Source organism: Bacillus sp. B19-2, assembly GCF_022832475.1.
Classification (GTDB): domain Bacteria; phylum Bacillota; class Bacilli; order Bacillales; family Bacillaceae; genus Bacillus; species Bacillus paralicheniformis.
The window spans coordinates 1-20,660 of the sequence record NZ_JALHKQ010000006.1 but is presented as its reverse complement, the minus strand read 5'-3'; the positions used below and the strand labels follow the sequence as shown (position 1 = coordinate 20,660).

The window sequence follows — 20,660 nt, the reverse complement described above, 5'->3', positions numbered from 1 at the left end:
GACGATCTCCCTTGGCATCATACTAAAAAATCCTTTTCAAACTTTTTTTCAGCGGCGGCAAGTCGAGCTCTTTTTTCTCAACCAGTTTTTTGATCATATATTTGCTGTAGTTTACAGCTTGCGTATAGGATATTTTTCCCGGAAGCGGCGGTTCATCCGCTATTGCCACATCGATAATCGACGGTTTTTGTGATTGAAAGGCATTTTTCAAAGCCGGTATGAGCTCTTCGTGCTTTGTCACGCTGAAGCCCTTCCCGCCGCAGGCCTCGGCAAACTTGGCATAATCGACGTTTTCGAGCGCCGTCGCATAATTTACATGCCCTTTTTCCTGCTGTTCATATTGAATCATTCCCAAGTTCTGATTATTTAAAATCACGACAACAATCGGCAGGTCATATTTGACAGCAGTCGGAAAATCGTGCATGGACATGCTGAAGCCGCCGTCTCCGCACACGGCTACAGCTTGACGCTCCGGATTGGAAAGCTTTGCCGAAATCGCGCCTGGAAGACCGCATCCCATCGTGCCAAGCCAGCTTGAAATCAGAAAATCCTGATTGGTCATATTAAAATGGCGCGCCGTCCAAACCGTCACATTTCCGACGTCAACGGACAGGACCGCATCATCGGCGACTGCGTCCTCAAGCCTTGCAATCACCTGCTGAGGCTTAAGCGGTGCTGTCGCCACCTGTTCGTCTTTTTCAATTTCATAGCGCCACTTCCTCATATGTTGTATACAGCTTTCCAAAAATGCGCGGTTCGATTTCCGTTCAATGGTTTTCGTCAGTTCCAAAAGCCCTTTTTTCGCATCGCAGACAAGGCCGGCGGTGACAGGATACCGTTTGCCGATTTTCGCCGGGTTGTTATCAAGCTGAATAGCCGGCGCATCTTCCGGCAGATAATCGCGGTATGGAAAAGAAGTCCCCAGCATGATCAACAGATCGCTTTCCTCCATCGCTTCATATGCGGGTTTTGTGCCGATGTGTCCGAGGTTCCCGAGCATGTGCGGGTGCCGATCGGGTACGACTCCTTTCCCGGGGAGCGTAACGATGATCGGGGCGGCCGCTTTATCGGCAAATTCGAGCAGCTCATCTCTTGCCGATTTCATTCCTTTTCCCGCTAAAATCACCGGCTTTTTCGCATGATTAATCAATTGTGCGCATTGCATCAGCTGGCTTTGCTTCGGTTGAAGATCGCCTTCGATATAAAGCGCAGACGTATAAACCGGCTTCCGCTTAATCTTTTCCGCAAACAGATCATCGGATACGCTCAGTACGGCGACCCCTTTTTGGCTGTAGGCGGTACGGATCGCCTGATTTAAAAGGTCAGGCAGGGCTTCGGCCGAATGAACCTGCTGATTAAAGACAGCCACATCCTCAAACATTCGTTCAAGACCGATCTCCTGAAAGTAATCTCTTCCGATTTCATTCGAAGACACCTGCCCTGTAATCGCCAGCACAGGCGCCCCGTCAGCTTTCGCGTCATACAAGCCGTTCAGAAGATGAACGGCGCCCGGGCCCGCTATCGAAAGGCAGACGCCGATTTTGCCTGTCAGCTTCGCATCAGCTGCGGCAGCGAGAGCAGCGGTTTCTTCATGGCGCACTTGAATGAAGCGGAGGCTGTTTTCTTCATGCCGCAATTCATCGATAAATTCGTTGACGCTGTCCCCCGGCATGCCGTAAACATGATCAATATTCCATTCCTTCAGCAGTTCTGCAGCTGCTTTTCCTGCGGTTTTGTTTGCCATATCACGTCCTCCTTTGTTTCTTCCATACCACTTTTTCGCTGACGGGAAACGTGATCCGGCATACTGACGAAAGTGAGGGAAAATACGACAGCGGTTGTGTTCCCAGCCGTGCTCATCTCGCATAAAGATCTCCCCACCGCACTGCTGAACTTGAAGTCGTGCCCGGAAAATCCAGCGACATCCGATCCTAAGCACCACTCCATGTACACATGATCAAATCTCCTAAAAGCCTGCCACTCATTTTGATATGCCCCCGCAAAGTTAGACAATAAAATGTCATGAAGCGGTTGGACCGGCATGAATCCGGAATTGTATTGGACTCACACTTTTCATTTGATCTTCATCCGTTAGCAGCGCTGTTATAGCAATTGGGCGCAGTTCATTCACACAAGTGTTGAAACTTTTTTCAATATTTAAATTGTTATAATTTAGGTTCAGAGTTATAATTTAACAGAAATAAACCGAATTTGCATAACTTCGATGAAAGTTAAATCCTTCGTCAAACACAGGGGTGGTCGTGGGGGCAATGATTATACTTTTATAAAAATTTATAGTATTTGGGGAATGGATTATTTATCCAAACATCCTGATCTGATGGATTAGGAGTGCTCGTACGTATGTGATTCCGCCTGTCATGCGGCATTGTATCAAGGTTACTCCATTTTAGAAGGACAAGCTGGTCTATGAATGTGGATACACGACAAGCTCAATCCGCTTGTTGAGTCTCCTCGGCACGTTAGGTATTCATAATGCTGCAGATTGTCAGTTTCAAGTGCTGTGGTCTTCGAGATTCGGTTGTTGCGATCTGAAGGTAATTTCATAGAAACTATAGTCGAAACATTCAAATCTTCCTATCTTATCAACCGTATACTTCATAGTCTAAGTTTCGGGTGAAAAGGAGAGACGCGGATCGTCAAGGTAAAGTCCCTCTCTTTTATCAAAAGAATTTAGAATTGGAGGCATTTACATGTTATCAGAAATAGAAAAGGGGCTTGAGGGCCTGCGTGTCAAACTTGATCGTATTGATGAACAACTGTTGGATACATTGAAAGCACGTTTAGAATGCTGCATTAAGATTGGATTATACAAACGCGAGTATCATATTCCGATGATGCAGCCGCACCGAATTAACTTTGTCCAGGAACGGGCAGCTCGATACGCTGACGAGAATGGTCTAAGTCAAGAGTTTTTGCGTAACCTTTATGAGCTCATTATTTCTGAAACGTGCAGGGTTGAGGATATCGTCATTGATAATTCAGAAAATCGCAGACAGGACATTTCTTCAAGCCTGGCCGGGCAAAAAAGAAAAAGGGAGGAATTGTTTAATGGGGGCAGGGATACAAACACTTCTAATTGACAACTATGATTCATTCACTTACAACCTCTATCAATTGATCGGCGAAGTAAATGGCCGACCGCCAATCGTTGTCCGTCATGATGTAGACTGGTCACAAGTGCCGATTGATGAGATTGACAACATCGTGATCTCCCCAGGCCCCGGTCGACCGGAACGGGTTGAGGACTTTGGTATTAATGCAACTGTTATTCAAGAAGCTAAGCTGCCAGTTCTCGGAGTCTGTCTTGGACATCAAGGTATAGCTCATTTGTTTGGCGGAAAGGTGAACCACGCTTCTGAGCCCATGCATGGACGAACATCAGTCATTCACCATTCAGGGGTTGATATCTTTGACGGGCTTCCGCCTGAGTTCTCTGTCGTACGCTATCACTCCCTTGTCGTTACTGATCTGGGTGATGATGTGGAAGCGATTGCCTGGACAAAAGATAAGTTGATTATGGGGCTTCGACACCGCCATCTGCCGATTTGGGGTGTGCAATTCCACCCCGAGTCAATCTGCAGTCATTATGGGCACGAGTTGCTTGCCAACTTTCGAGACCTGACTCCGAAGCGCACTGAACGATCAAGACCGTCTCCCAAATTAAAGGAGCCTTCCCAATCTAAAAGCGATTTCTACCGGATTCATTTTCGAAAATTATCGGGATTTCCTGACGCTCAGTTAAGTTACCAGACACTATTTGCTGATGCACCTCATGGATTCTGGCTTGACAGCAGCAGTGTCATCGAAGGCTTGTCACGATTTTCCTATCTTGGCGATGGTGCCGGAGAGAATGCTGAATATATAACCTATAGCGTAGCAGAGGGTGTTGTAAAAGTACAACGTTCGGGTCAAGAGACGGAGTTCATTGAACAGTCATTTTTTGATTATCTTGATGAGCAAATCCGCCGTCGGGCAACATCTGCTCCGAAAGGCCTTCCCTTTGAATTCAATCTCGGCTATGTGGGTTACATTGGCTATGAGCTAAAAGTTGAAACTTGCGGGAGCAGCCGGTATCAATCTGAGATTCCTGATGCGGCCTTGCTTTTCGCAGACCGCATGCTTGTTTTTGATCATCTTGAACAGGAAGCCTATCTGTTGTGTCTTTCGACTGGGGATGAGGATAAGCAAGCACTCAACTGGCTAAACGCTGCAGAGCGAATCTTGGATGACATTCCTGCTGCAGCAAACGATTCGGACAAGGATTCAGTCCTTACATCCGTGCCAGACCACAATATCCCAATCGAGTTTCGGCATAACCGGACTTCTTATCTTCAACTGATCAACAATTGCTTAGAAGAAATCCGCAATGGTGAATCCTATGAGATATGCTTGACTAATTCCGCAACTGTTAATACCCCTATAGATCCTTGGATTACGTATACGCACCTGCGAAGAATCAGTCCGGTTCCCTATGGGGCATTTTTAAACTTTGCGGATGCGGCAGTACTAAGTGCCTCTCCGGAACGGTTCCTCTCAATCAGTGCTGATCGTATCATTGAGTCCAAACCGATCAAGGGTACTCGTATGAGAGGCAGGACTTCTGCTGAAGATCATCAATTACGAAATGAGTTACTAAGTGATGAAAAAGATCTCGCAGAGAACTTAATGATCGTTGACTTAGTCAGAAATGACCTTAACACTGTTTGTGAAATAGGATCTGTTCATGTACCTAAGCTGTTCGATGTAGAAACATATGCACCAGTCCACCAGTTGATCTCGACGATTCGCGGCACTATACGTCCGGACAAATCAACGGTTGATTGCGTCCGTGCTGCTTTTCCAGGCGGTTCGATGACCGGTGCTCCGAAAATTCGAACGATGGAAATCATAGACAGGCTCGAGGATGGCCCCCGCGGTGTCTACTCGGGCAGCCTCGGCTGGTTTGGACTGAGTGGCGCTGCGGATCTTAGCATTGTTATCCGCACAGTTGTTGTGACCGATGACAAGGCGACTTTTGGTGTCGGAGGAGCGATCGTAGCATTGTCAGATCCAGAAGAGGAGTTCAAAGAAACTCAGGTTAAAGCGCGAGCAATGGTCTCAGCCATCGCAGCAGCGGAACTCTCTGCAGTGGGAGGTTCAAGATGAGTCAGGAAATAAGGCAGTGTGTGATTGCGGGGGGAGCCGGCGGCGTTGGCGGGATGTTTGCAGACCTCCTTGAAGGATCGGGTGTTGAAGTATGTATTATCGATAAGAAGCCTCCTTCTGTTCGTCGACAATTCAAGAAGTGTGACATCACTGTTCCGACTCCAGAGGCCAAAGATATTATTCAGAAGGCGGACATGGTGATGCTCGCTTTACCAGAGACCGCGGCTCTTCAAGCAGTAAAAGTTGTCGGGGCGTTAATGAAGCCTGATTCTCTCTTGGCGCACACTCTTTCTGTCCAGTCACCCATATTTAAAAAAATACACGCTTTCGGTTTGCCTTTCGAAAGCATAGGTCTTAACCCTATGTTTGCTCCCAGTCTTAGTATCGCGGGTAGACCGGTAGCTGTCATCGTTCAAAACGACGGGCCTAAAGGAAGTCATTTGATTCAGATGATTTTAGATTGGAAAGGCCGTCCGGTGCTATTAGAAGCTGAGGAGCATGATCAATTGGCCGCGGCTATGCAGGCACTCACTCATTCAGCGATACTCACCTTTGGATTGGCGCTCGCAGAATTAGATGTTGACATCGCAAAACTTAGTTCCCTTGCCCCTCCTCCGCATGCAACTATGCTTGCGCTACTGGCACGGATTAGTTCTGGAACACCGGATGTGTATTGGGACGTCCAATCCGTGAACCACCAAGCAATGACGGCCCGTGCCGCACTGGCTGAAGCAGTTGCATCGTTGAATGAATCGATGAGGGATCAGTCCGTATTCACCGAACTGCTGCGTAAATCCCGGGAGGTATTTGGATCTGAAATAGCCCATTATCAAGATCTCTGTGCTAGTATCTTTGAAGGTCCAATCGCACCAAAGGAGGGAAAGCACAGCCAAACCAACCACCCGGTTAATAGAGTAGAATCAAGGATTTTAAAAACAACTGATTCCTTAGAACAGGGAACAGCTTTCCGGGACAAATAGAAGTATGAAAATGCCGTGTAGATTCGCGACTTTTTCACTGACAAGTTCTTCTTCATAACAGCTAGTTTTGATGATATTTGGTCACATTAAAACAGCCTGCCGTTTTCGGCAGGCTGTCTGCTGATTATTGATCAAGCTTCAGCTTCTTCAGCTGTTCGGCGAGCGCGTTGTTGATCGGCTCATCCTTGTTTTGCTTTTTCAAGTAGGAGTGTACATCGCGTTTTGATGCTTTTGAATTTTTGTCTTTTGCCCTGCGCTTTTCGAAAACGGAGAGCTTTTCTCTGTGGCCGCAGACGCAGGCGAATGTCTGGCCTTCTCCGTGTCCGCGCAGTTCCATACGCTTATGGCAGTTCGGGCAGCGGGCGTTCGTCTGTTTGGCGACTGTTTTGCGGTGGCCGCACTCCCTGTCCTGGCAGACGAGCATTGTGCCGCGTTTGCCGTTTACTTTCAGCATCAGTTTTCCGCAGTCAGGGCAATGCGTCCCTGTGATATTGTCGTGCTTAAACGTTTGATTGCTGCTTTTGATTTCTCTGATCGTCTGCTTTGCGTACTCCTTCATTTCTTTGATGAAGGCGGAGGATTTCAGTGTTCCTTTCGCAATGCCTGAAAGCTTCTGCTCCCATTCGGCGGTGAGGGCAGGAGATTTTAAATCTGACGGAACAAGCTCAAGGAGCTGTTTTCCTTTTGAAGTAATGTAAATATCTTTTCCTTTTTTCTCGATCAGGAACGTGTTGAACAGCTTTTCGATAATGTCGGCGCGTGTTGCGACTGTCCCAAGTCCGCCCGTCTCTCCGAGAGTTTTCACAAGGTTTTTTTCTTCTCCCTGCATAAATGCGGCCGGATTCTCCATCGCAGACAGCAATGTTCCTTCATTAAACCGCGCCGGCGGTTTTGTTTCACCCTTCGTCTCTGTCAAAGACCGGACGGACAGCGTGTCGCCTTTTGCGAGTTTTGGCAGGGTTTGATCCTTTTCTTCCTCGTCATCATCTTCGTCTGCGAAATCGTACACCGCTTTCCAGCCTTGCGACTGAACGGTTTTCCCTTTTGCCGTAAAGGTTTCTCCGCCGATTTCGGCAAACACTTTAGTTTCTTCATATTCAAACGGCGGCATTAAAACGGCGAGGAAGCGCTTCGCGATCAAATCGTAAAGCTTTCTTTCCTTTTCGCTTAACGCGCCGAGCGCAAGCGGCTCTTCCGTCGGAATAATCGCGTGGTGATCGGATACTTTCGCATCGTTGACAAAGCTTTTATTGGCTTTAACGCCACGCTTTAAGATCCGGGCCACATGCTGAGCATAAGGCTTCACCTGCATGCCTTCCAAACGGTCTTTCAGCGTAGGGACGATGTCATTGGAAAGAAATCTTGAGTCCGTCCGCGGATAGGTGACAAGCTTGTGCTGCTCATAGAGCTTCTGCAAAACGGACAGCGTTTCTTTTGCGGAAAATCCGAAGCGTTTATGGGCGTCCCTCTGCAGCTCGGTCAGATCATACAGACCGGGGGCAAAGCTTTTTTTCGCCGTTTTTTTCAAGTCGGCGATGGCGGCCGGTTTGCCTTGCAACGCTCCTGCAAGCTGTGAGGTCACAGACGCGTTGAACGTGCGGGTCTGCTTCGTCTTTTTGTCCTGCCACGTCAGCGTCATACCATCAACCGCTGCACGCAAGCCGAAATAAGGGACGGGTTTAAAGTTCTTGATATCTTCCTCTCTTTTCGCGATCATCGCCAATGTCGGCGTCTGTACGCGTCCGCAGGAAAGCTGGGCGTTGAATTTCGTTGTCAGCGCCCTTGTCGCGTTGATGCCGACGATCCAATCGGCTTCAGCTCGAGCCACGGCTGAATGGTAGAGGTTTTCAAAGTCTTTGCCGTTCTTTAAGTTTTTAAATCCGTCTTTGATCGCTTTGTCTGTGACCGACGAAATCCACAGGCGCTTCAATGGCTTCGTGACCTTTGCTTTATCGATGATCCAGCGGGCGACAAGCTCGCCTTCCCGGCCGGCATCTGTTGCAATGACGATGTCTTTGACATCTTTTCTGATCAGCTGCGATTTAACCGCCTGAAACTGCTTTCCGGTCTTTTTGATGACGACGAGCTTTAAAGGCTCGGGGATGATCGGCAGATCTTCAAGCCGCCAAGACTGGAATTCCTTTCCGTATCCTTCAGGGTCCGCCAATGTGACCAGATGGCCGAGCGCCCATGTCACGATATAGCGGTCGCCTTCAAGATATCCGTTTCCTTTTTTATGACACTTCAGCACGCGGGCCAAGTCACGGCCGACTGAAGGTTTTTCTGCTAAAACGACTGTTTTAGACAAGTCCATCACATCACTTTCTTGTTCATGCATCCTTTTATTATAACAGATGATACAAATGCATCTCTAATGTTCACGATTCCTTTATTTCAATTTCAGAAAAAATGACGTGTGTCACGGTTTGCGCATATGGTGATGTTTCATTGATAAACGCTTCGATCTGCGCCAGGCTCTCTGCATTGATTTTCAGCATATAGCAGGCGGCTCCCGCGATCCGGTAGCAGAATTCAATGTTCGGGAGGCGTTCGATATACGCTTTAAACCTTTCGTATTCCCCGTTTTTCACCGTTGCTTCAATGATGCAGGATACGGGAAGACCGACCTTTTGGTAATCGATGTCAAGCGTATATTTTTTAATGACGCCGAACGATTCGAGCCGCCTGACTCTTTCGGTCACAGACGGCGCGGAAAGGCTGATCTTTCTGCCCAGCTCCCGCATCGATAAACGGCTGTCTTTCTTTAATTCAGCTATGATTTTAAAATCGAGGTCATCAATTTTCATATGTAACTTTATTCCCTTCATTCTATTTCATTACTTTAATATTATCATGAAAATTCTTTCGTTCGAAATTCATTTTTCACTTCTGCTTATATATGATTATGAAGAGGTGATCATCATATGACAAGAATCAATTTTTCAGACAGAGGAGAGACGCCGTTTCAGCGGCTGCTCGGACACTCTGAAAGCCTGATGTCAAACTGGACGGCTTTAGCTGAGGAACTGTCAGGAGACGGCTTTTTATCAAAGGAACTGAAGGAGCAGGTGCGCCGCGTGCTGGCTCAGGGAAACGGATGCGAATATTGCAGGGCCAAGGGGAAACCCGGGATCCCGAATCAGCAGAAAACGAGCTTTGCGATGGGGTTTGCAGAGGTCTTTTTGGCGCAGAGGGAGCGCGTGTCAGACAGGCAGTTTGATGTTTTAAAAGAAGTGTTTTCAGAAGAAGAAATAACGGAATTGACCGCATTTATTTGTTTTACGACTGCCCAGCAATATTTCGGCGCTTTAATGAAGCTTCCGGCAGACGCATAAATTCAACGGAGAAAAAACCTGTCATATTTGTCCCCTTTTGGTTTATAGTATAAAGGTAGACTATCACTCCACAGGAGGTATGCTATGCTGCAAACGCCGATTGGCCGCCTTCGGTTGATGGGTTTTATTGAAGGCATGTCGCTTTTAATCCTGCTGTTTATCGCCATGCCGCTTAAATATTGGGCGGATTATCCGATGGCCGTTACGATTGTCGGATCGCTCCACGGCGGATTGTTTATTTTGTATTTGTTTGTTCTGTTGTATGCGACTTTTGTGCTGAGGTGGTCTGTGAAATGGCCGGCTGCCGGTCTTGTGGCCGCATTTGTTCCGTTCGGCAATTTCCTTTATGACCGGGGACTAAAAAAATATGATCAGTAAAATCCGCCGGGAAACCCGGCGGATTTTTTGATCACTCATTTAAAAAGCGTTTCAGCTCTTCCTTGTTTTGTTCAAGGTCTAAATCGAGGACCGCCCCGTATGTTGGATCGTCTTTGTTCGTGAATGATCCGTCAACCGGGAGCCTGAAGCTTTTGGTTTCTTTTACGCTTCCGAGCAAAAAGTCTTTGCCGAGGGAGAATATGACGCCGTTCGGAATGTTTGTTTCAATATAAGGATCGACGAGCCCCCACAGCTTCGGAAGCTGGGCGATATTTCCGATGCTCATCGCTTCTTTTTGAAGCTCTGAAAAGATTTCCTGCTGTCTTCTGACCCGTCCAAAATCGCTTTCTCTGTCATGCCTGAACCGGACATAGCCCAGCAGCCTATCACCGTGAAGAATTTGTTTTCCCGGCTGCAGTGTCATCCCGATTCCGTACGACATTTTTTTCGGAACGTCGACTTCGATGCCGTCAGGCGCCACCGCATCCACGATTTTGGCAAAACCTTTAAAATCGATGATGGCGTAATAGTTAATGTCCAAATCAAAGGATTCTTTTAATGTTTTTCTGACGAGTTCCGGGCCTCCGTATGCATAAGCCGCGTTGACTTTTTGCTTGTCATACCCGGGGATGTCGACATAGCTGTCCCGCATAATCGAGATCAATTTAGGCTGTTTCTGCTTTTTATTATAATGGATCACCATCATCGAGTCAGACCTTGAATGGTCTTCCCCTCTTGAATCGATCCCTAGAACGAGGATGTTCACTTCATCAAGATCAGAGCCTTCCCCGTTAAATTCAAACTGACCGTCTTCTTTAAAATCTCCGTCAGATTCGGATAAGCCTTTTTTGTATTCAAAGTAGGTATAACCCGCTGCTGCTATGAGAACCAGCAACATTAAGGTAAACAGGCGCTTTATGATTTTTCGCCTTTTTCTTTTCGGTTTTCTTACTCTTACTCTAACCCTCTCCACTTTTATCACCGCCACACATAAGACTATCACAGGATCAAACAGCGGGCAATTAATAAAAGAAAGATCAAGCCGTCTAATCCTGTCGAAAAAGATAACATTTTGTTTTCATTTGTTTCGTTTCGAAAGAAAAATGATCGAATTTTGTTCTTTTCGTCAAAAATCGACTACATCCACTTCGTCATCCATGCGATATAGTAAGAAGCCGGGATAAACAGAACTTGGGCAAAAATCGTCCCGGCCACCCTCGATGTTGCCATCGTAATCGAAGCCCATTTCAAATAGGTGTAGCTCCGCCTCCCTTTTGCTACGTCATCTGCAAGTACGGAAACCTTCGGATCGACAAACAGCGCCAGCAGCATCGTCGCAACCCCGTTGACAAGGCCGGAAGCCATCACCGCGGTCGTATGCCTTTCGGGCACGAGGACGCCCGCATAAAGAGCGGCAAGAACACCGATTGTATAAATCGCCGTGATGGCCATGTTCAAGACAAACAGCCGCTTCGGTATATAGCGGAACCGAAAGTCTCTCACATATTCCAGGCTCGGTCTTTTCGCATAATGCTTGGCATGCTTGAAGATATTTTTTGAGAACGCCTTGCGAAACACTTGCAAAACGGAGCCTTTTTCCCCTGCCAAATGAACAATCGCTCTCGAAAATACGGCGACGAACGTCGGCAGAAGCAGCATTCCGAAAATGGTGCCGACGGTTGAACCAAAGATTAAAAACCGAAATTGGCTGCCGACGAGGGAAAGTGCGTCCGCACCCGCAACATCGACAAGCTTCCCCGTCACAGGCTGCTGAACCATGTTTGACATTCTCGAGACGATGACCATCACATTAAATAATGACAGCGCCGATGCGATAAATCCGACTCTCGCGCCTGACAGACGGGCGGCATATGCAAGCGTTTCGATGGAATGGATCAGCAACAGAAAACAAAAAATCAATAGTACCTTAGATGTCAAAAAGTCCATTTTCTTTCCTCCAGTCTATAGGTAAGACTGTTTTCAAAACGCAAACGTTTCGGCAAATCAAAAACCGCCCCGGCAAAAGCCGAAGCGGTCTCAATTATCATATTTATTCGAGCAAATAAATCTATCCGCTGCCAAAGGCGGTCATTTGAATTTCGTAAAAGATCAGCATCTATCGTTCCGAGTTGAAAGTAAACACCATGGAATTTCTGATACAAGACAACGAAAGCCCTACCTCTCATTCGTCCTTACGGCTCCGAAGCCGCGCCAGTGTGAATTGTGAAACAAAAAGTCTTTTTTCCCTCTATCCTGTTAGGGGCGGGTCAGAGGAAGAAATCAGTATCTTCTAAGAAAGAAAAAAGAAGTCTACTTTCCATTTATTTGCTCTTTTGCGTGTTCCTGTTTTTTATTATACTACAGTTCGTCCTTCATGACAAACTGACAGAGCACAGCGGGCTACAGATCAAGTGTGACCGGGGTGCTTTCGCCTTCATTCATCAGTCTGATTTCCGAAGGCTCAATCTCAAGCACGGTTAAGTTCGGATCGTCCTTTCCGTCAAACCATCGCTCAAGCCTTTCATCCCAGATTTTGTCCTTTAAATCCTGAGAATGGTTGAGCTTTGCCGTACCTGTGATTTCTAAGTATGCATCGCCTAATCCTTCACCGTTATAACCCAACAGCACATGGACGTTCGGGTTGTTATCAATTTCTTCCGCCTTGTGCGTCTCATCGCTTGTCGGTGTATAAAGCGTCAGCCCGTCGTGGAAAAAGGTCATGTAGCGGGAATGAGGCTTGCCGCTTTCGACCGTTGCAAGCGAACCGATTTTATGATGATCGAGAATGTCGAGCACCTTGTTCTTCAATTGCTGCTGATCCATTTTGAGTTCCCTCCTTTGTATCGTCTCCACTGTTACTTTTCCACAATGTCTTGTATATTAAACAATTGAATGGAGGTTTTTGACGTGAATATTTTCATATCGTTTGATGCGGAGGCTGATATGGGCTACATTGCTTTAACGGAAAACCGTTCCGGATCTGCCGCAGCAACCGATGATATCGGTAACACGGCTTTGGCTGCAGACTTTGACCGCCATCAGCGGATTATCGGTGTCGAATTTCCAGGGAAGGCGGCTCCGGAAATCGCGCGGCTTGGAACGCTGACCGGCAGAAAACACAAACTTGAACCGGCTTTCCTAAACGGCGCCCGCGTTCAGCGGTTTCGAGCGACGGCACAGGAAGCCGTCAAAACACTTTGTGTGAACGGTGTTCAATTTTATTTTGCCGATTATGACGGACAGCGCTTCATCGGCTTTGATGTGCTTGACCGGACGGAAAAAAGCGAATGAGAGCGGCTCCCATTCGCTAAATTCTCGGGTCTGTGAACACATCGTGATCATCGGTGCTTGTTGAAGAAAACTCCGTAACCACAGCACCCTCACTCCCCGCTTTGAACCAATGTTTCGTATCCGGCGGAATCGTGTACTGTTCGCCGGGTGTGAGCTGAATTTCGTGCCAAACGGTGAAATGCTCGATATCCTCGTGCGGCGGCAGAACGGCTGGGACTTCCGTTTTTTCTCCTTCTACATACAAATACACTTTTCCGTATCTGCACCTGAATGTCTCTTCCTTCCCTTCCTGCCCGTCTATGGGAGGATGCCGGTGTTCGGGGCATGTTTGTTCAGGGAATAATACAAGCTCTTTGGCGCAGTAGCGGTCTGTGTTAACATAGACGAACAGCTGGAGCCCCAGCTTATTCAGCTTATTTAATCCGTAGTCCATGATTTGGATGTTTTTTTTATCATCGTCGCTCAGCGCGATGCCCGCTTTTTCGTAGTATTCGATTACGTCTTCCTTTGTCACCTTCACACGAGCTTCCCCCTTTTATGTCGTGATAAAGTCTCCGCCGTTGACGTGGAGGGTCTGCCCTGTCATATACGAAGAATCGTCAGATGCTAAAAGCACATAGCAGCCCACATGGTCCACCGGCTGACCTGGACGGCCCATCGGGGTATCTGTACCGAACTTCGCCACTTCCTCCCCTGAAAATGTTGACGGGATCAGCGGCGTCCAAATCGGTCCGGGTGCAACGGCATTGACGCGGATGCCGTCTTTGACGAGCGCCTGTGACATCGATCTTGTAAACGCATTGATCGCACCTTTTGTTGCCGTGTAGTCAATCAGCTGCGGATTGCCCCGGTAAGGGTTGATCGATGTTGTATTGATGATCGCGCTGCCCGGCTCCAAATAATCGATCGCTTTTTTTGTAAAGTAGAAATAAGAGAAGAAATTTGTTTTAAATGTTTTCTCAAGCTGTTCACTGGAAATCTCTTTAATGCTGTCTTTAGGATGCTGTTCGGCCGCATTATTGACAAGAATATCAAGACGGCCCAGCTCTTTTACAGTCTGTTCAACCGCGTCATTGCAAAATGCTTCGTCTCTGACGTCTCCGGGAAGCAGCAGGCATTTGACGCCTTCTTTTTCAACCCGGGCTTTCGTCTCTTGAGCGTCCTCGTGTTCATTTAAATAGACGATCGAGATGTCCGCACCTTCTTTAGCATAGGCAACGGCAACTGCCCTGCCGATTCCGCTGTCGCCTCCTGTGATCAGCGCGACCTTTCCTTTTAATTTATCCGTCCCTTTGTCATTTTCATTTTCATAGATCGGACGCGGGTTCATGACACTTTCGATGCCGGGTTGACGGTCTTGCGTCTGTGCCGGCTGTCCGTTTGTCTGCTGATTGCGCAAATCCATTTGTGATTCCTCCCTTTAGCTGATGTTACTAGACTTTTAACCGGAGAAATTTTTGTTTAAACATGACCGTGTGCGCGAAAAATGAAGAAAGCCCCGGGGTGACCGGGGCTTGGCTTTTACCACTCTTTATCCTGTATAAACCGGTGAAACAACACGTTCAGCCTGCCGTACAGCTGCTCGCGGTCTCCGGTCTGGTACGCTTTTATACTCTCATCACTTTCAATCATCGAAGAGCTGATCAAGCTCAAAATCTCGGAACCTTCCGGAGACAGATCGGCCGGCGCCAGCATGATGAGCATCCGCGTCATCTTCATGGCGCTTCCGTCCATCCCTTTGATCTCGAACGGTTTGGACAGATCATAAGCTTTAAAGAGGGGAATCGCGGCCGCTTCGCTTTTTAAATGGAACAGTGCGAAGGTGGTTCCGGGAATGCCGAGGCCCCCCTGTGCTTCTCTTGCCATCAGCCCGCCGGCCATCTGTCCTGCATCTGTAACCAGACCTTGATCTTCAAGGGTGCTGCAAATACGTTTGACCGTATGTTCCAGGCTTGATTCAGCTTCCAGCGTTTCAACTGTAAAATGGCTCAGTAAATGTTGAATGCCGGCTGCGTAATGGCCGATTTTCCGTGCAATTTGAAGCATATCGGGAAACGGCTCCGGTTTTTTGGGAGCCATCCGCTTTTTCCGAAGGATAAGCGGGATTTTCCGGGTGAGCTGGTGTTTGATCTGTTTCACATCTTCTGTGTCAAGGAGCGGACTGACGGTGACGCAGTCAATGTTTTCATATGGGATCGGCACGGTTGAAACGATGATGTCATAGGCACCGGTATTTTTCGATTTCAGCTCCATCAGCGAGGATATCTCAAAGGAAGCGATTTCAGGAAGCTCTTTTTTCAGCCGCGAGGCCAGCATCTTTGATGAACCGATTCCGCTCGAACAAATCACGAGCGCGCTGATGTCTACTTTTTGTTTGCTCATCTCAAGCGCCGATCCAAAGTGAAGGACGATAAAAGCAATTTCTTCATCTGGGAACCGGATTTCCGGAAAAAATGTTTCGACGCCTTCCTCTATGGCCATATATAAGAGAAAATAATCTTTTTTGACCTGTTCTGTTAACGGATTATGCACTGACATCTTTTCTTTGATCCGGATGATCGCCGGTTCAAGGTGGGCGATTAATCCTTCATAAAGCGAATGGTTGCCTGTTAAATTCGTGCCCGTTTTTTGCGAGATGAAATCGATCAGCTTTTTCGTCCTGAGCGCGGTATCCAGCTCGATATCTTCCGCTCTGTAGTCGATTTTGAAGCTTTTGTTGGCACTTCTTAAATGCATCGTAATATACCCCGTCTCAGCTTCAGGGATCTTGACGTGAAACGCATCTTCAAGCGCCTTTGCAAGCGCAATCGCCAGTTCAAACTCTTTCGTACGCTTCAGGTCCGTCAATTCTTCTTCATTCATATTGATCATTTCACCGAGCTGTATCCGCTCGATCGCAAACGTCAAGTGGACGACGAGAGCGATGTATGCACTGTCGGAAAGGGAAAGTTCATACTTTTCTTTCATCTGAAACAGCACTTTTTCCGCTTTCAGCAATTTCCCCCTGCTGACGACACCGAATATTTTCTCCGGCGCTTCGTTCTTGCCTTTAATGTTCATTTCAATCGTTTCCAGAAACTGCTGAACATCGAGCTTGTCGGCCATCAAGTTTCCGACGATTTTTCGCTTGGCATCCTCCGGCCCCCTCAGCTCTATGCCGTAGCCTCTTTTTCTGATCAGCGACAGGCCGAACGGAGCGATCCACTTCTCCAGCTCGTCAAGATCGTTGCTGATCGTTGCCGTCGTCACCTGCAAGTCATTGGCGATTGTATAAAGTTTGATCGGCTCTCCCGCTTCAAGCATCGCGCATAAAATCAAAAGCTTTCGTTCATCGGCACTGTATTCGACATGGCTGTCCCGGGACAGATCTTCAAGAAGCCGCTGTTTGTCTCCGTAGGCTCCGACCAGTTTCAAGCCTTTTCCCGGCTGCTTATCAAGCTGAAGACTGTACTTGTCCAGAACGGATTTAACCGCTTTGAGCTCGCGGTGGATCGTTCTTGTGCTGACTTCAATATAGTCGGCAATTTCATTGACCTTGACATAACGGTTTTGATGCAAAAGATATTTCATCAATTTTTGTTCCCTTGCTGTCATATACATAAAACGCCGCCTCCGATGTTGTCGTTTTTGCGGGAGTGAAAGGGGGGTCCGGCGGTTGAAACGGTATCCCTATCATAAAACGCTGTTAAGAAATCTTCAATTCGAACTAATTAAATTTTTATTAAAATCTTCTAGAAGTGAAGAAACATCAGCCCCAGCTGATGTTTCAAGGTTAGGTTGCATCTGCGCCGCCCTGTTCATACATTCTGTTTCGGCAGCCCCCGCCCGGCTGCCGAACTTTTCCCGATTCTATCTGAAACTATGCTTTCAAATGGCTGATCACCAGTTTGAATAAAGAATGATCCTCTTTTAGTCCGCATACGTCCCGAAGCGCCCCTTCATAGCCTTTTTCAGCGATCATGCTTTGAAGCTGAACGGCTTCCGGATCATCGACACAATCAAACTGCAGCGCCAAGGCAATACCTTCTGCAAGGCGAACAGGTTCAAAGCCGAGGTCGCAAAGCTTCCTGGCCGGGCCGACAAGACGGTCATCCATGCCAAGCTTGCGAAGCGGCGACCTGGCCACACGGGTGACGTCGTCTGATAGGCATTCATTTTCAAAGCGCCCGATAATTTTTTCCATATATGCCCGGTGCTCTTCCTGTGTAAAATCGTATGTTTGAACAAGGTACCGGCCTGTTTCTTCAAGCGCGCCTGCCACCGTTTGGCGGACCTCAGGGTGATGAATGGCGTCTTTTATCGTCTTCAAACCTTTCTTATAGCCGGCATACGCCGCCATGGCATGTCCGGTATTGACCGTAAACAGCTTTCTTTCGATGAATGGCGCGAGATCCGGTACATATGTCACACCCTCAATATCCGGCACTTTTCCGGCGAATTCCGTTTGATCGACGGCCCATTCGAAAAAAGGCTCCACCGTTACTTTCAACAGATCATCATGATGCTGGATCGGCACGATTCTGTCGACTGCCGAGTTCGGAAAGCCGACTGAATCGCTGATTGCGGCGCGCTCTGTTTCAGTTAAGCGGGCAAAAATCTCCTCGCGTAGATGAGCGCTGCCTCCGATCATATTCTCGCAAGCTATAATATTTAAAGGCTGGGTATTTATTTTCATCCGACGCTTCAAACCTTCTGCAATCGGCTCTGCGATCAATTTAAGCACCGCAGGACCCACCGCTGTGGTGAGAAGGTCGGCTTTCGCTATCAAATCATACAATTCGTCAAGCTGGGTCGCACTGTTGATCGCCCGAACCGGGCCAATCGTTTCCTGCTCTCTTCCAGCGTCGGCCAATTCGACGATATAGCGGCCCTTGTCGTTCAGTTCCTTGATCACGGCATCGTTTACATCGGCGAACACGACATCATACCCCGATTTGCAGAGCAAGGCTCCGATAAATCCGCGGCCGATGTTCCCCGCACCGAAATGCAGTGCAATCATATTTGGTCACCTTCTTCAAAAACCGCCATTAACTCGTCTTCATTTTTCGCATTGATGATCCGTTCGACATTGTCCGCTTCTGAGCAAACGATCGCAATCTTTGACAAAATCTCCAAATGCTCATCATTTTTCCCGGCAATGCCAAAAATCACTTTAGCGATATTGCCATCGCCGTATTCAACACCTTCCGGAAGCTGGATCACGGATATTCCGGAATGAAGAACATCGCGCTTGCTGTCTTCCGTACCATGCGGAATGGCGATTGCGTTCCCCATGTAAGTGGAAGTGAGGCCTTCCCTCTCCAACATTTTCTCGATATAATCCGCGGTCACATAGCCGGCGTCAACCAGCGCCTTTCCGGCCAGCCTGATCGCTTCTTCCTGCGTTGCGGCAGATTGATTGAGATGAATGTTTTCTTTTGCAAGTACTGGTTTCATTGGGAAATCACTCTCTTTCATACATATTGTGTGAGCCTGATTGACAGGCTCACGGGTTCTCAAACTTTACTTTTTTAGCTGATTGATCAGTTCATCGTATTTTGGACTGTTAAGGAAATTTTCCACCGATATGTGTCTGGCGTTTGGAAGCTTCGCTTTTGCGCGTTCCGTTAAGTCTTTATGCGTGATGACGATGTCGGCATCTCCCGGCAGATTATTGATCGATGTATTGGATACGTCGATATCGAGTTCTGCTTTTTTGACTTTGTTTTTCAAAATGGATGCCCCCATCGCACTGGAGCCCATTCCGGCATCACACGCGAAAATAATCTTGCCGACATTTTCGTAAGTTGCCTCTGATTCTTCCGCTTCATCAGCCGAAGTCAACGCGGAAACGGCTTGGCTCTTCTTCCCTTTCATTTGCTGCATTTTTTCTGCTGCTGCTGTTAAATCTTCTTCGCCGGCTTTAGACGTTTTCAAAATCAAAGAAGCGACAATGAATGAAACGGCTGCCGCGACGAGAACACCAAGGATCACACCGATGTGGTTGCCTTTCGGCGTCATCGCCAGCACCGCAATAATGCTTCCCGGTGAAGGAACAGCCGCCAGCCCCGCATTAAAGATGGAGAATGTCAGCACACCGCTCGCTCCGCCCGCTATTGCAGCCAGGATTAACAGCGGTTTCATCAGAATGTAAGGGAAATAAATTTCGTGAATCCCGCCAAGGAAGTGAATCACTGCAGCGCCCGGTGCGGTCTGCTTTGATGTGCCTTTTCCGAACATCATGTAACCTAAAAGAATCCCGAGACCCGGACCTGGGTTCGCCTCCAAAAGGAATAAAATCGATTTTCCTGTCTGGGCGGCCTGTTCAATACCAATCGGGCTCAAAATACCGTGGTTAATCGCATTGTTAAGGAAAAGAACTTTCGCAGGCTCTACAAAAATACTTGCCAATGGAAGCAGATTCGCATTGACGATCACTTCCACGCCGGCCGCCAATGTTTTGTTCAAGCCGAGCACCACCGGACCGATCGCAAGAAAGCCGAGCACTGCCAAAATGAAACCGAGAATTCCGGCTGTAAAGTTGTTGATCAGCATTTCAAATCCGGAACGGACCTTATCTTTGAAAAGCCTGTCCGTCAATTTCATCAGGAAGCCGCCCAGCGGCCCCATGATCATCGCGCCGAGGAACATCGGAATGTCCGCGCCGACAATAACGCCCATCGCCGCAGTCGCACCGACGACGCCTCCGCGGTGGTCGTACACCATCTTACCGCCCGTGTATCCGATCAAGAGCGGCAGCAAAAATTTGATCATCGGATCAACCAATGAAGCAAGCGCTTCATTCGGCATCCATCCCGTCGGAATAAACAGGGCGGTAATGATCCCCCATGCGATAAATGCACCGATATTCGGCATGATCATTCCGCTCAAATAGCTTCCGAAACGTTGAATCTTTACTTTGAAATCTGGATTTTGTCTTTCTTCCATTTCATAACCCTCCTTTGTTGTCCTTTAAAGCCTCTGATAAAAAAATGATGTCGAATAATGTCGGCTCCTTGTCTTTATATTAAAACGCTTACAGATGACTGCTCAATTGAAAGAAAACGGCACTTTGGCAGGAGCCGTGTGACAAAATTTAATAGTTTCATTTTTTAGTCTGGTTTCGGCTGCCGCGGCCGACTCGAGGAAAATAAAGGCGCGCTGAAGAATTGCATAAAAAAAGACCATTCCTGATTGGAATGGTCTTTCCAGATTGTTGACAAAATCCTAAAACGGTTTTCAGTTTTAGGATTTTGTCACCCTTTCAGCGTGATTGAAAACCCTTGCAGTCTAGGAAGGCCGAGCATCGGAGCGCAGCGAATGTTGGAATTCGTGAGCACCGACGCGCAGGCCTGACAACGAATGCGAGGGTTTCTCGACACGCTGAAAAGACCATTCCTGATTGGAATGGTCTCAGACCGTTGACAAAATAGGTCGGATTTCTATGATCCGACCTATTTTTGTCCATTTTGTTCTATTTTTTCGACGAAAAAGCTGGCGATGAGGACCTTTCCAGGTCCAATTCGCCAGC

Annotated in this window: 18 protein-coding genes; 6 read left to right on the top strand and 12 right to left on the bottom strand. The window is 47.7% G+C overall.

Features of this window, described 5'->3' with window-relative positions; genetic code table 11:
* Positions 1-22 precede the first annotated feature (22 nt).
* Positions 23-1,744 carry a pyruvate oxidase gene (locus MST20_RS19060; RefSeq protein WP_165426086.1) on the bottom strand — a complete coding sequence of 574 codons (1,722 nt, stop codon included), beginning with the start codon at positions 1,742-1,744 and terminating at the stop codon, positions 23-25.
* A gap of 967 nt (positions 1,745-2,711) precedes the next feature.
* Here MST20_RS19060 and MST20_RS19055 point away from each other — a divergent pair.
* The 3 genes from MST20_RS19055 to MST20_RS19045 are packed head-to-tail and all read left to right on the top strand — an operon-like array spanning position 2,712 to position 6,146.
* Positions 2,712-3,101, top strand: coding sequence for a chorismate mutase family protein (locus MST20_RS19055; RefSeq protein WP_243944226.1), 390 nt, complete (start codon positions 2,712-2,714; stop codon positions 3,099-3,101).
* Positions 3,070-5,166, top strand: a complete 2,097-nt coding sequence (gene pabB, locus MST20_RS19050) for an aminodeoxychorismate synthase component I (RefSeq protein ID WP_243944225.1) — start codon at positions 3,070-3,072, stop codon at positions 5,164-5,166. The genes MST20_RS19055 and pabB overlap by 32 nt, the downstream gene beginning before the upstream one ends.
* A complete protein-coding gene (locus MST20_RS19045; RefSeq protein WP_243944224.1) occupies positions 5,163-6,146 on the top strand; it encodes a prephenate dehydrogenase dimerization domain-containing protein in 984 nt (327 codons plus the stop codon). The genes pabB and MST20_RS19045 overlap by 4 nt, the downstream gene beginning before the upstream one ends.
* Before the next feature lie 124 nt (positions 6,147-6,270).
* Here the strand turns inward: MST20_RS19045 and MST20_RS19040 are convergent, their stop codons facing one another.
* Positions 6,271-8,454, bottom strand: coding sequence for a DNA topoisomerase III (locus MST20_RS19040; RefSeq protein ID WP_243944318.1), 2,184 nt, complete (start codon positions 8,452-8,454; stop codon positions 6,271-6,273).
* A 70-nt stretch (positions 8,455-8,524) separates the two neighbouring features.
* Positions 8,525-8,953 carry a transcriptional regulator LrpC gene (lrpC, locus tag MST20_RS19035; RefSeq protein ID WP_023857895.1) on the bottom strand — a complete coding sequence of 143 codons (429 nt, stop codon included), beginning with the start codon at positions 8,951-8,953 and terminating at the stop codon, positions 8,525-8,527.
* Positions 8,954-9,070: 117 nt separating this feature from the next.
* Between lrpC and MST20_RS19030 the strand changes: the two genes are divergently transcribed.
* Entirely contained in the window at positions 9,071-9,481 is a 411-nt protein-coding gene (locus MST20_RS19030) for a carboxymuconolactone decarboxylase family protein (protein ID WP_243944223.1), read from the top strand.
* Positions 9,482-9,565: 84 nt separating this feature from the next.
* Positions 9,566-9,859, top strand: a complete 294-nt coding sequence (locus tag MST20_RS19025; RefSeq protein ID WP_020450222.1) for a DUF3817 domain-containing protein — start codon at positions 9,566-9,568, stop codon at positions 9,857-9,859.
* A gap of 31 nt (positions 9,860-9,890) precedes the next feature.
* On the opposite strand, the gene MST20_RS19020 is transcribed toward MST20_RS19025, so the two are convergent.
* The 3 genes from MST20_RS19020 to MST20_RS19010 form a co-directional block, all read right to left on the bottom strand.
* Positions 9,891-10,832 (bottom strand): LCP family protein, encoded by a 942-nt coding sequence (locus MST20_RS19020; RefSeq protein WP_243944221.1) that lies wholly within the window; start codon positions 10,830-10,832, stop codon positions 9,891-9,893.
* Positions 10,833-10,996: 164 nt separating this feature from the next.
* A complete protein-coding gene (locus MST20_RS19015; protein WP_243944220.1) occupies positions 10,997-11,806 on the bottom strand; it encodes a lipid II flippase Amj family protein in 810 nt (269 codons plus the stop codon).
* 453 nt (positions 11,807-12,259) lie between these two features.
* Positions 12,260-12,682 (bottom strand): pyridoxamine 5'-phosphate oxidase family protein, encoded by a 423-nt coding sequence (locus tag MST20_RS19010; RefSeq protein WP_075753916.1) that lies wholly within the window; start codon positions 12,680-12,682, stop codon positions 12,260-12,262.
* Positions 12,683-12,766: 84 nt separating this feature from the next.
* Between MST20_RS19010 and MST20_RS19005 the strand changes: the two genes are divergently transcribed.
* Positions 12,767-13,150, top strand: a complete 384-nt coding sequence (locus MST20_RS19005; protein ID WP_243944218.1) for a DUF2283 domain-containing protein — start codon at positions 12,767-12,769, stop codon at positions 13,148-13,150.
* 16 nt (positions 13,151-13,166) lie between these two features.
* Here MST20_RS19005 and MST20_RS19000 read toward each other — a convergent pair whose 3' ends face one another.
* The 6 genes from MST20_RS19000 to MST20_RS18975 form a co-directional block, all read right to left on the bottom strand.
* Positions 13,167-13,670: a D-lyxose/D-mannose family sugar isomerase gene (locus MST20_RS19000; RefSeq protein WP_243944216.1), complete on the bottom strand. Its 504-nt coding sequence runs from the start codon at positions 13,668-13,670 to the stop codon at positions 13,167-13,169.
* Between the two features lie 15 nt (positions 13,671-13,685).
* Positions 13,686-14,555: an SDR family oxidoreductase gene (locus MST20_RS18995; protein ID WP_243944214.1), complete on the bottom strand. Its 870-nt coding sequence runs from the start codon at positions 14,553-14,555 to the stop codon at positions 13,686-13,688.
* 116 nt (positions 14,556-14,671) lie between these two features.
* Positions 14,672-16,750: a BglG family transcription antiterminator gene (locus tag MST20_RS18990; protein WP_243944213.1), complete on the bottom strand. Its 2,079-nt coding sequence runs from the start codon at positions 16,748-16,750 to the stop codon at positions 14,672-14,674.
* A 259-nt stretch (positions 16,751-17,009) separates the two neighbouring features.
* A complete protein-coding gene (locus MST20_RS18985; RefSeq protein ID WP_243944212.1) occupies positions 17,010-18,149 on the bottom strand; it encodes a mannitol-1-phosphate 5-dehydrogenase in 1,140 nt (379 codons plus the stop codon).
* A complete protein-coding gene (locus MST20_RS18980; protein WP_020450212.1) occupies positions 18,146-18,586 on the bottom strand; it encodes a PTS mannitol transporter subunit IIA in 441 nt (146 codons plus the stop codon). The genes MST20_RS18985 and MST20_RS18980 overlap by 4 nt, the downstream gene beginning before the upstream one ends.
* Positions 18,587-18,652: 66 nt before the next feature.
* Entirely contained in the window at positions 18,653-20,077 is a 1,425-nt protein-coding gene (locus MST20_RS18975) for a PTS mannitol transporter subunit IIBC (protein ID WP_243944211.1), read from the bottom strand.
* Positions 20,078-20,660: the final 583 nt, after the last annotated feature.

Coding starts and splice junctions, on each gene's coding strand:
- MST20_RS19060 (WP_165426086.1), bottom strand. CDS start 1,744: ATGGCAAACAAAACCGCAGGAAAAGCAGCTGCAGAACTGCTGAAGGAA.
- MST20_RS19055 (WP_243944226.1), top strand. CDS start 2,712: ATGTTATCAGAAATAGAAAAGGGGCTTGAGGGCCTGCGTGTCAAACTT.
- pabB (WP_243944225.1), top strand. CDS start 3,070: ATGGGGGCAGGGATACAAACACTTCTAATTGACAACTATGATTCATTC.
- MST20_RS19045 (WP_243944224.1), top strand. CDS start 5,163: ATGAGTCAGGAAATAAGGCAGTGTGTGATTGCGGGGGGAGCCGGCGGC.
- lrpC (WP_023857895.1), bottom strand. CDS start 8,953: ATGAAAATTGATGACCTCGATTTTAAAATCATAGCTGAATTAAAGAAA.
- MST20_RS19030 (WP_243944223.1), top strand. CDS start 9,071: ATGACAAGAATCAATTTTTCAGACAGAGGAGAGACGCCGTTTCAGCGG.
- MST20_RS19025 (WP_020450222.1), top strand. CDS start 9,566: ATGCTGCAAACGCCGATTGGCCGCCTTCGGTTGATGGGTTTTATTGAA.
- MST20_RS19015 (WP_243944220.1), bottom strand. CDS start 11,806: ATGGACTTTTTGACATCTAAGGTACTATTGATTTTTTGTTTTCTGTTG.
- MST20_RS19010 (WP_075753916.1), bottom strand. CDS start 12,682: ATGGATCAGCAGCAATTGAAGAACAAGGTGCTCGACATTCTCGATCAT.
- MST20_RS18995 (WP_243944214.1), bottom strand. CDS start 14,555: ATGGATTTGCGCAATCAGCAGACAAACGGACAGCCGGCACAGACGCAA.
- MST20_RS18990 (WP_243944213.1), bottom strand. CDS start 16,750: ATGTATATGACAGCAAGGGAACAAAAATTGATGAAATATCTTTTGCAT.
- MST20_RS18985 (WP_243944212.1), bottom strand. CDS start 18,149: ATGATTGCACTGCATTTCGGTGCGGGGAACATCGGCCGCGGATTTATC.
- MST20_RS18980 (WP_020450212.1), bottom strand. CDS start 18,586: ATGAAACCAGTACTTGCAAAAGAAAACATTCATCTCAATCAATCTGCC.
- MST20_RS18975 (WP_243944211.1), bottom strand. CDS start 20,077: ATGGAAGAAAGACAAAATCCAGATTTCAAAGTAAAGATTCAACGTTTC.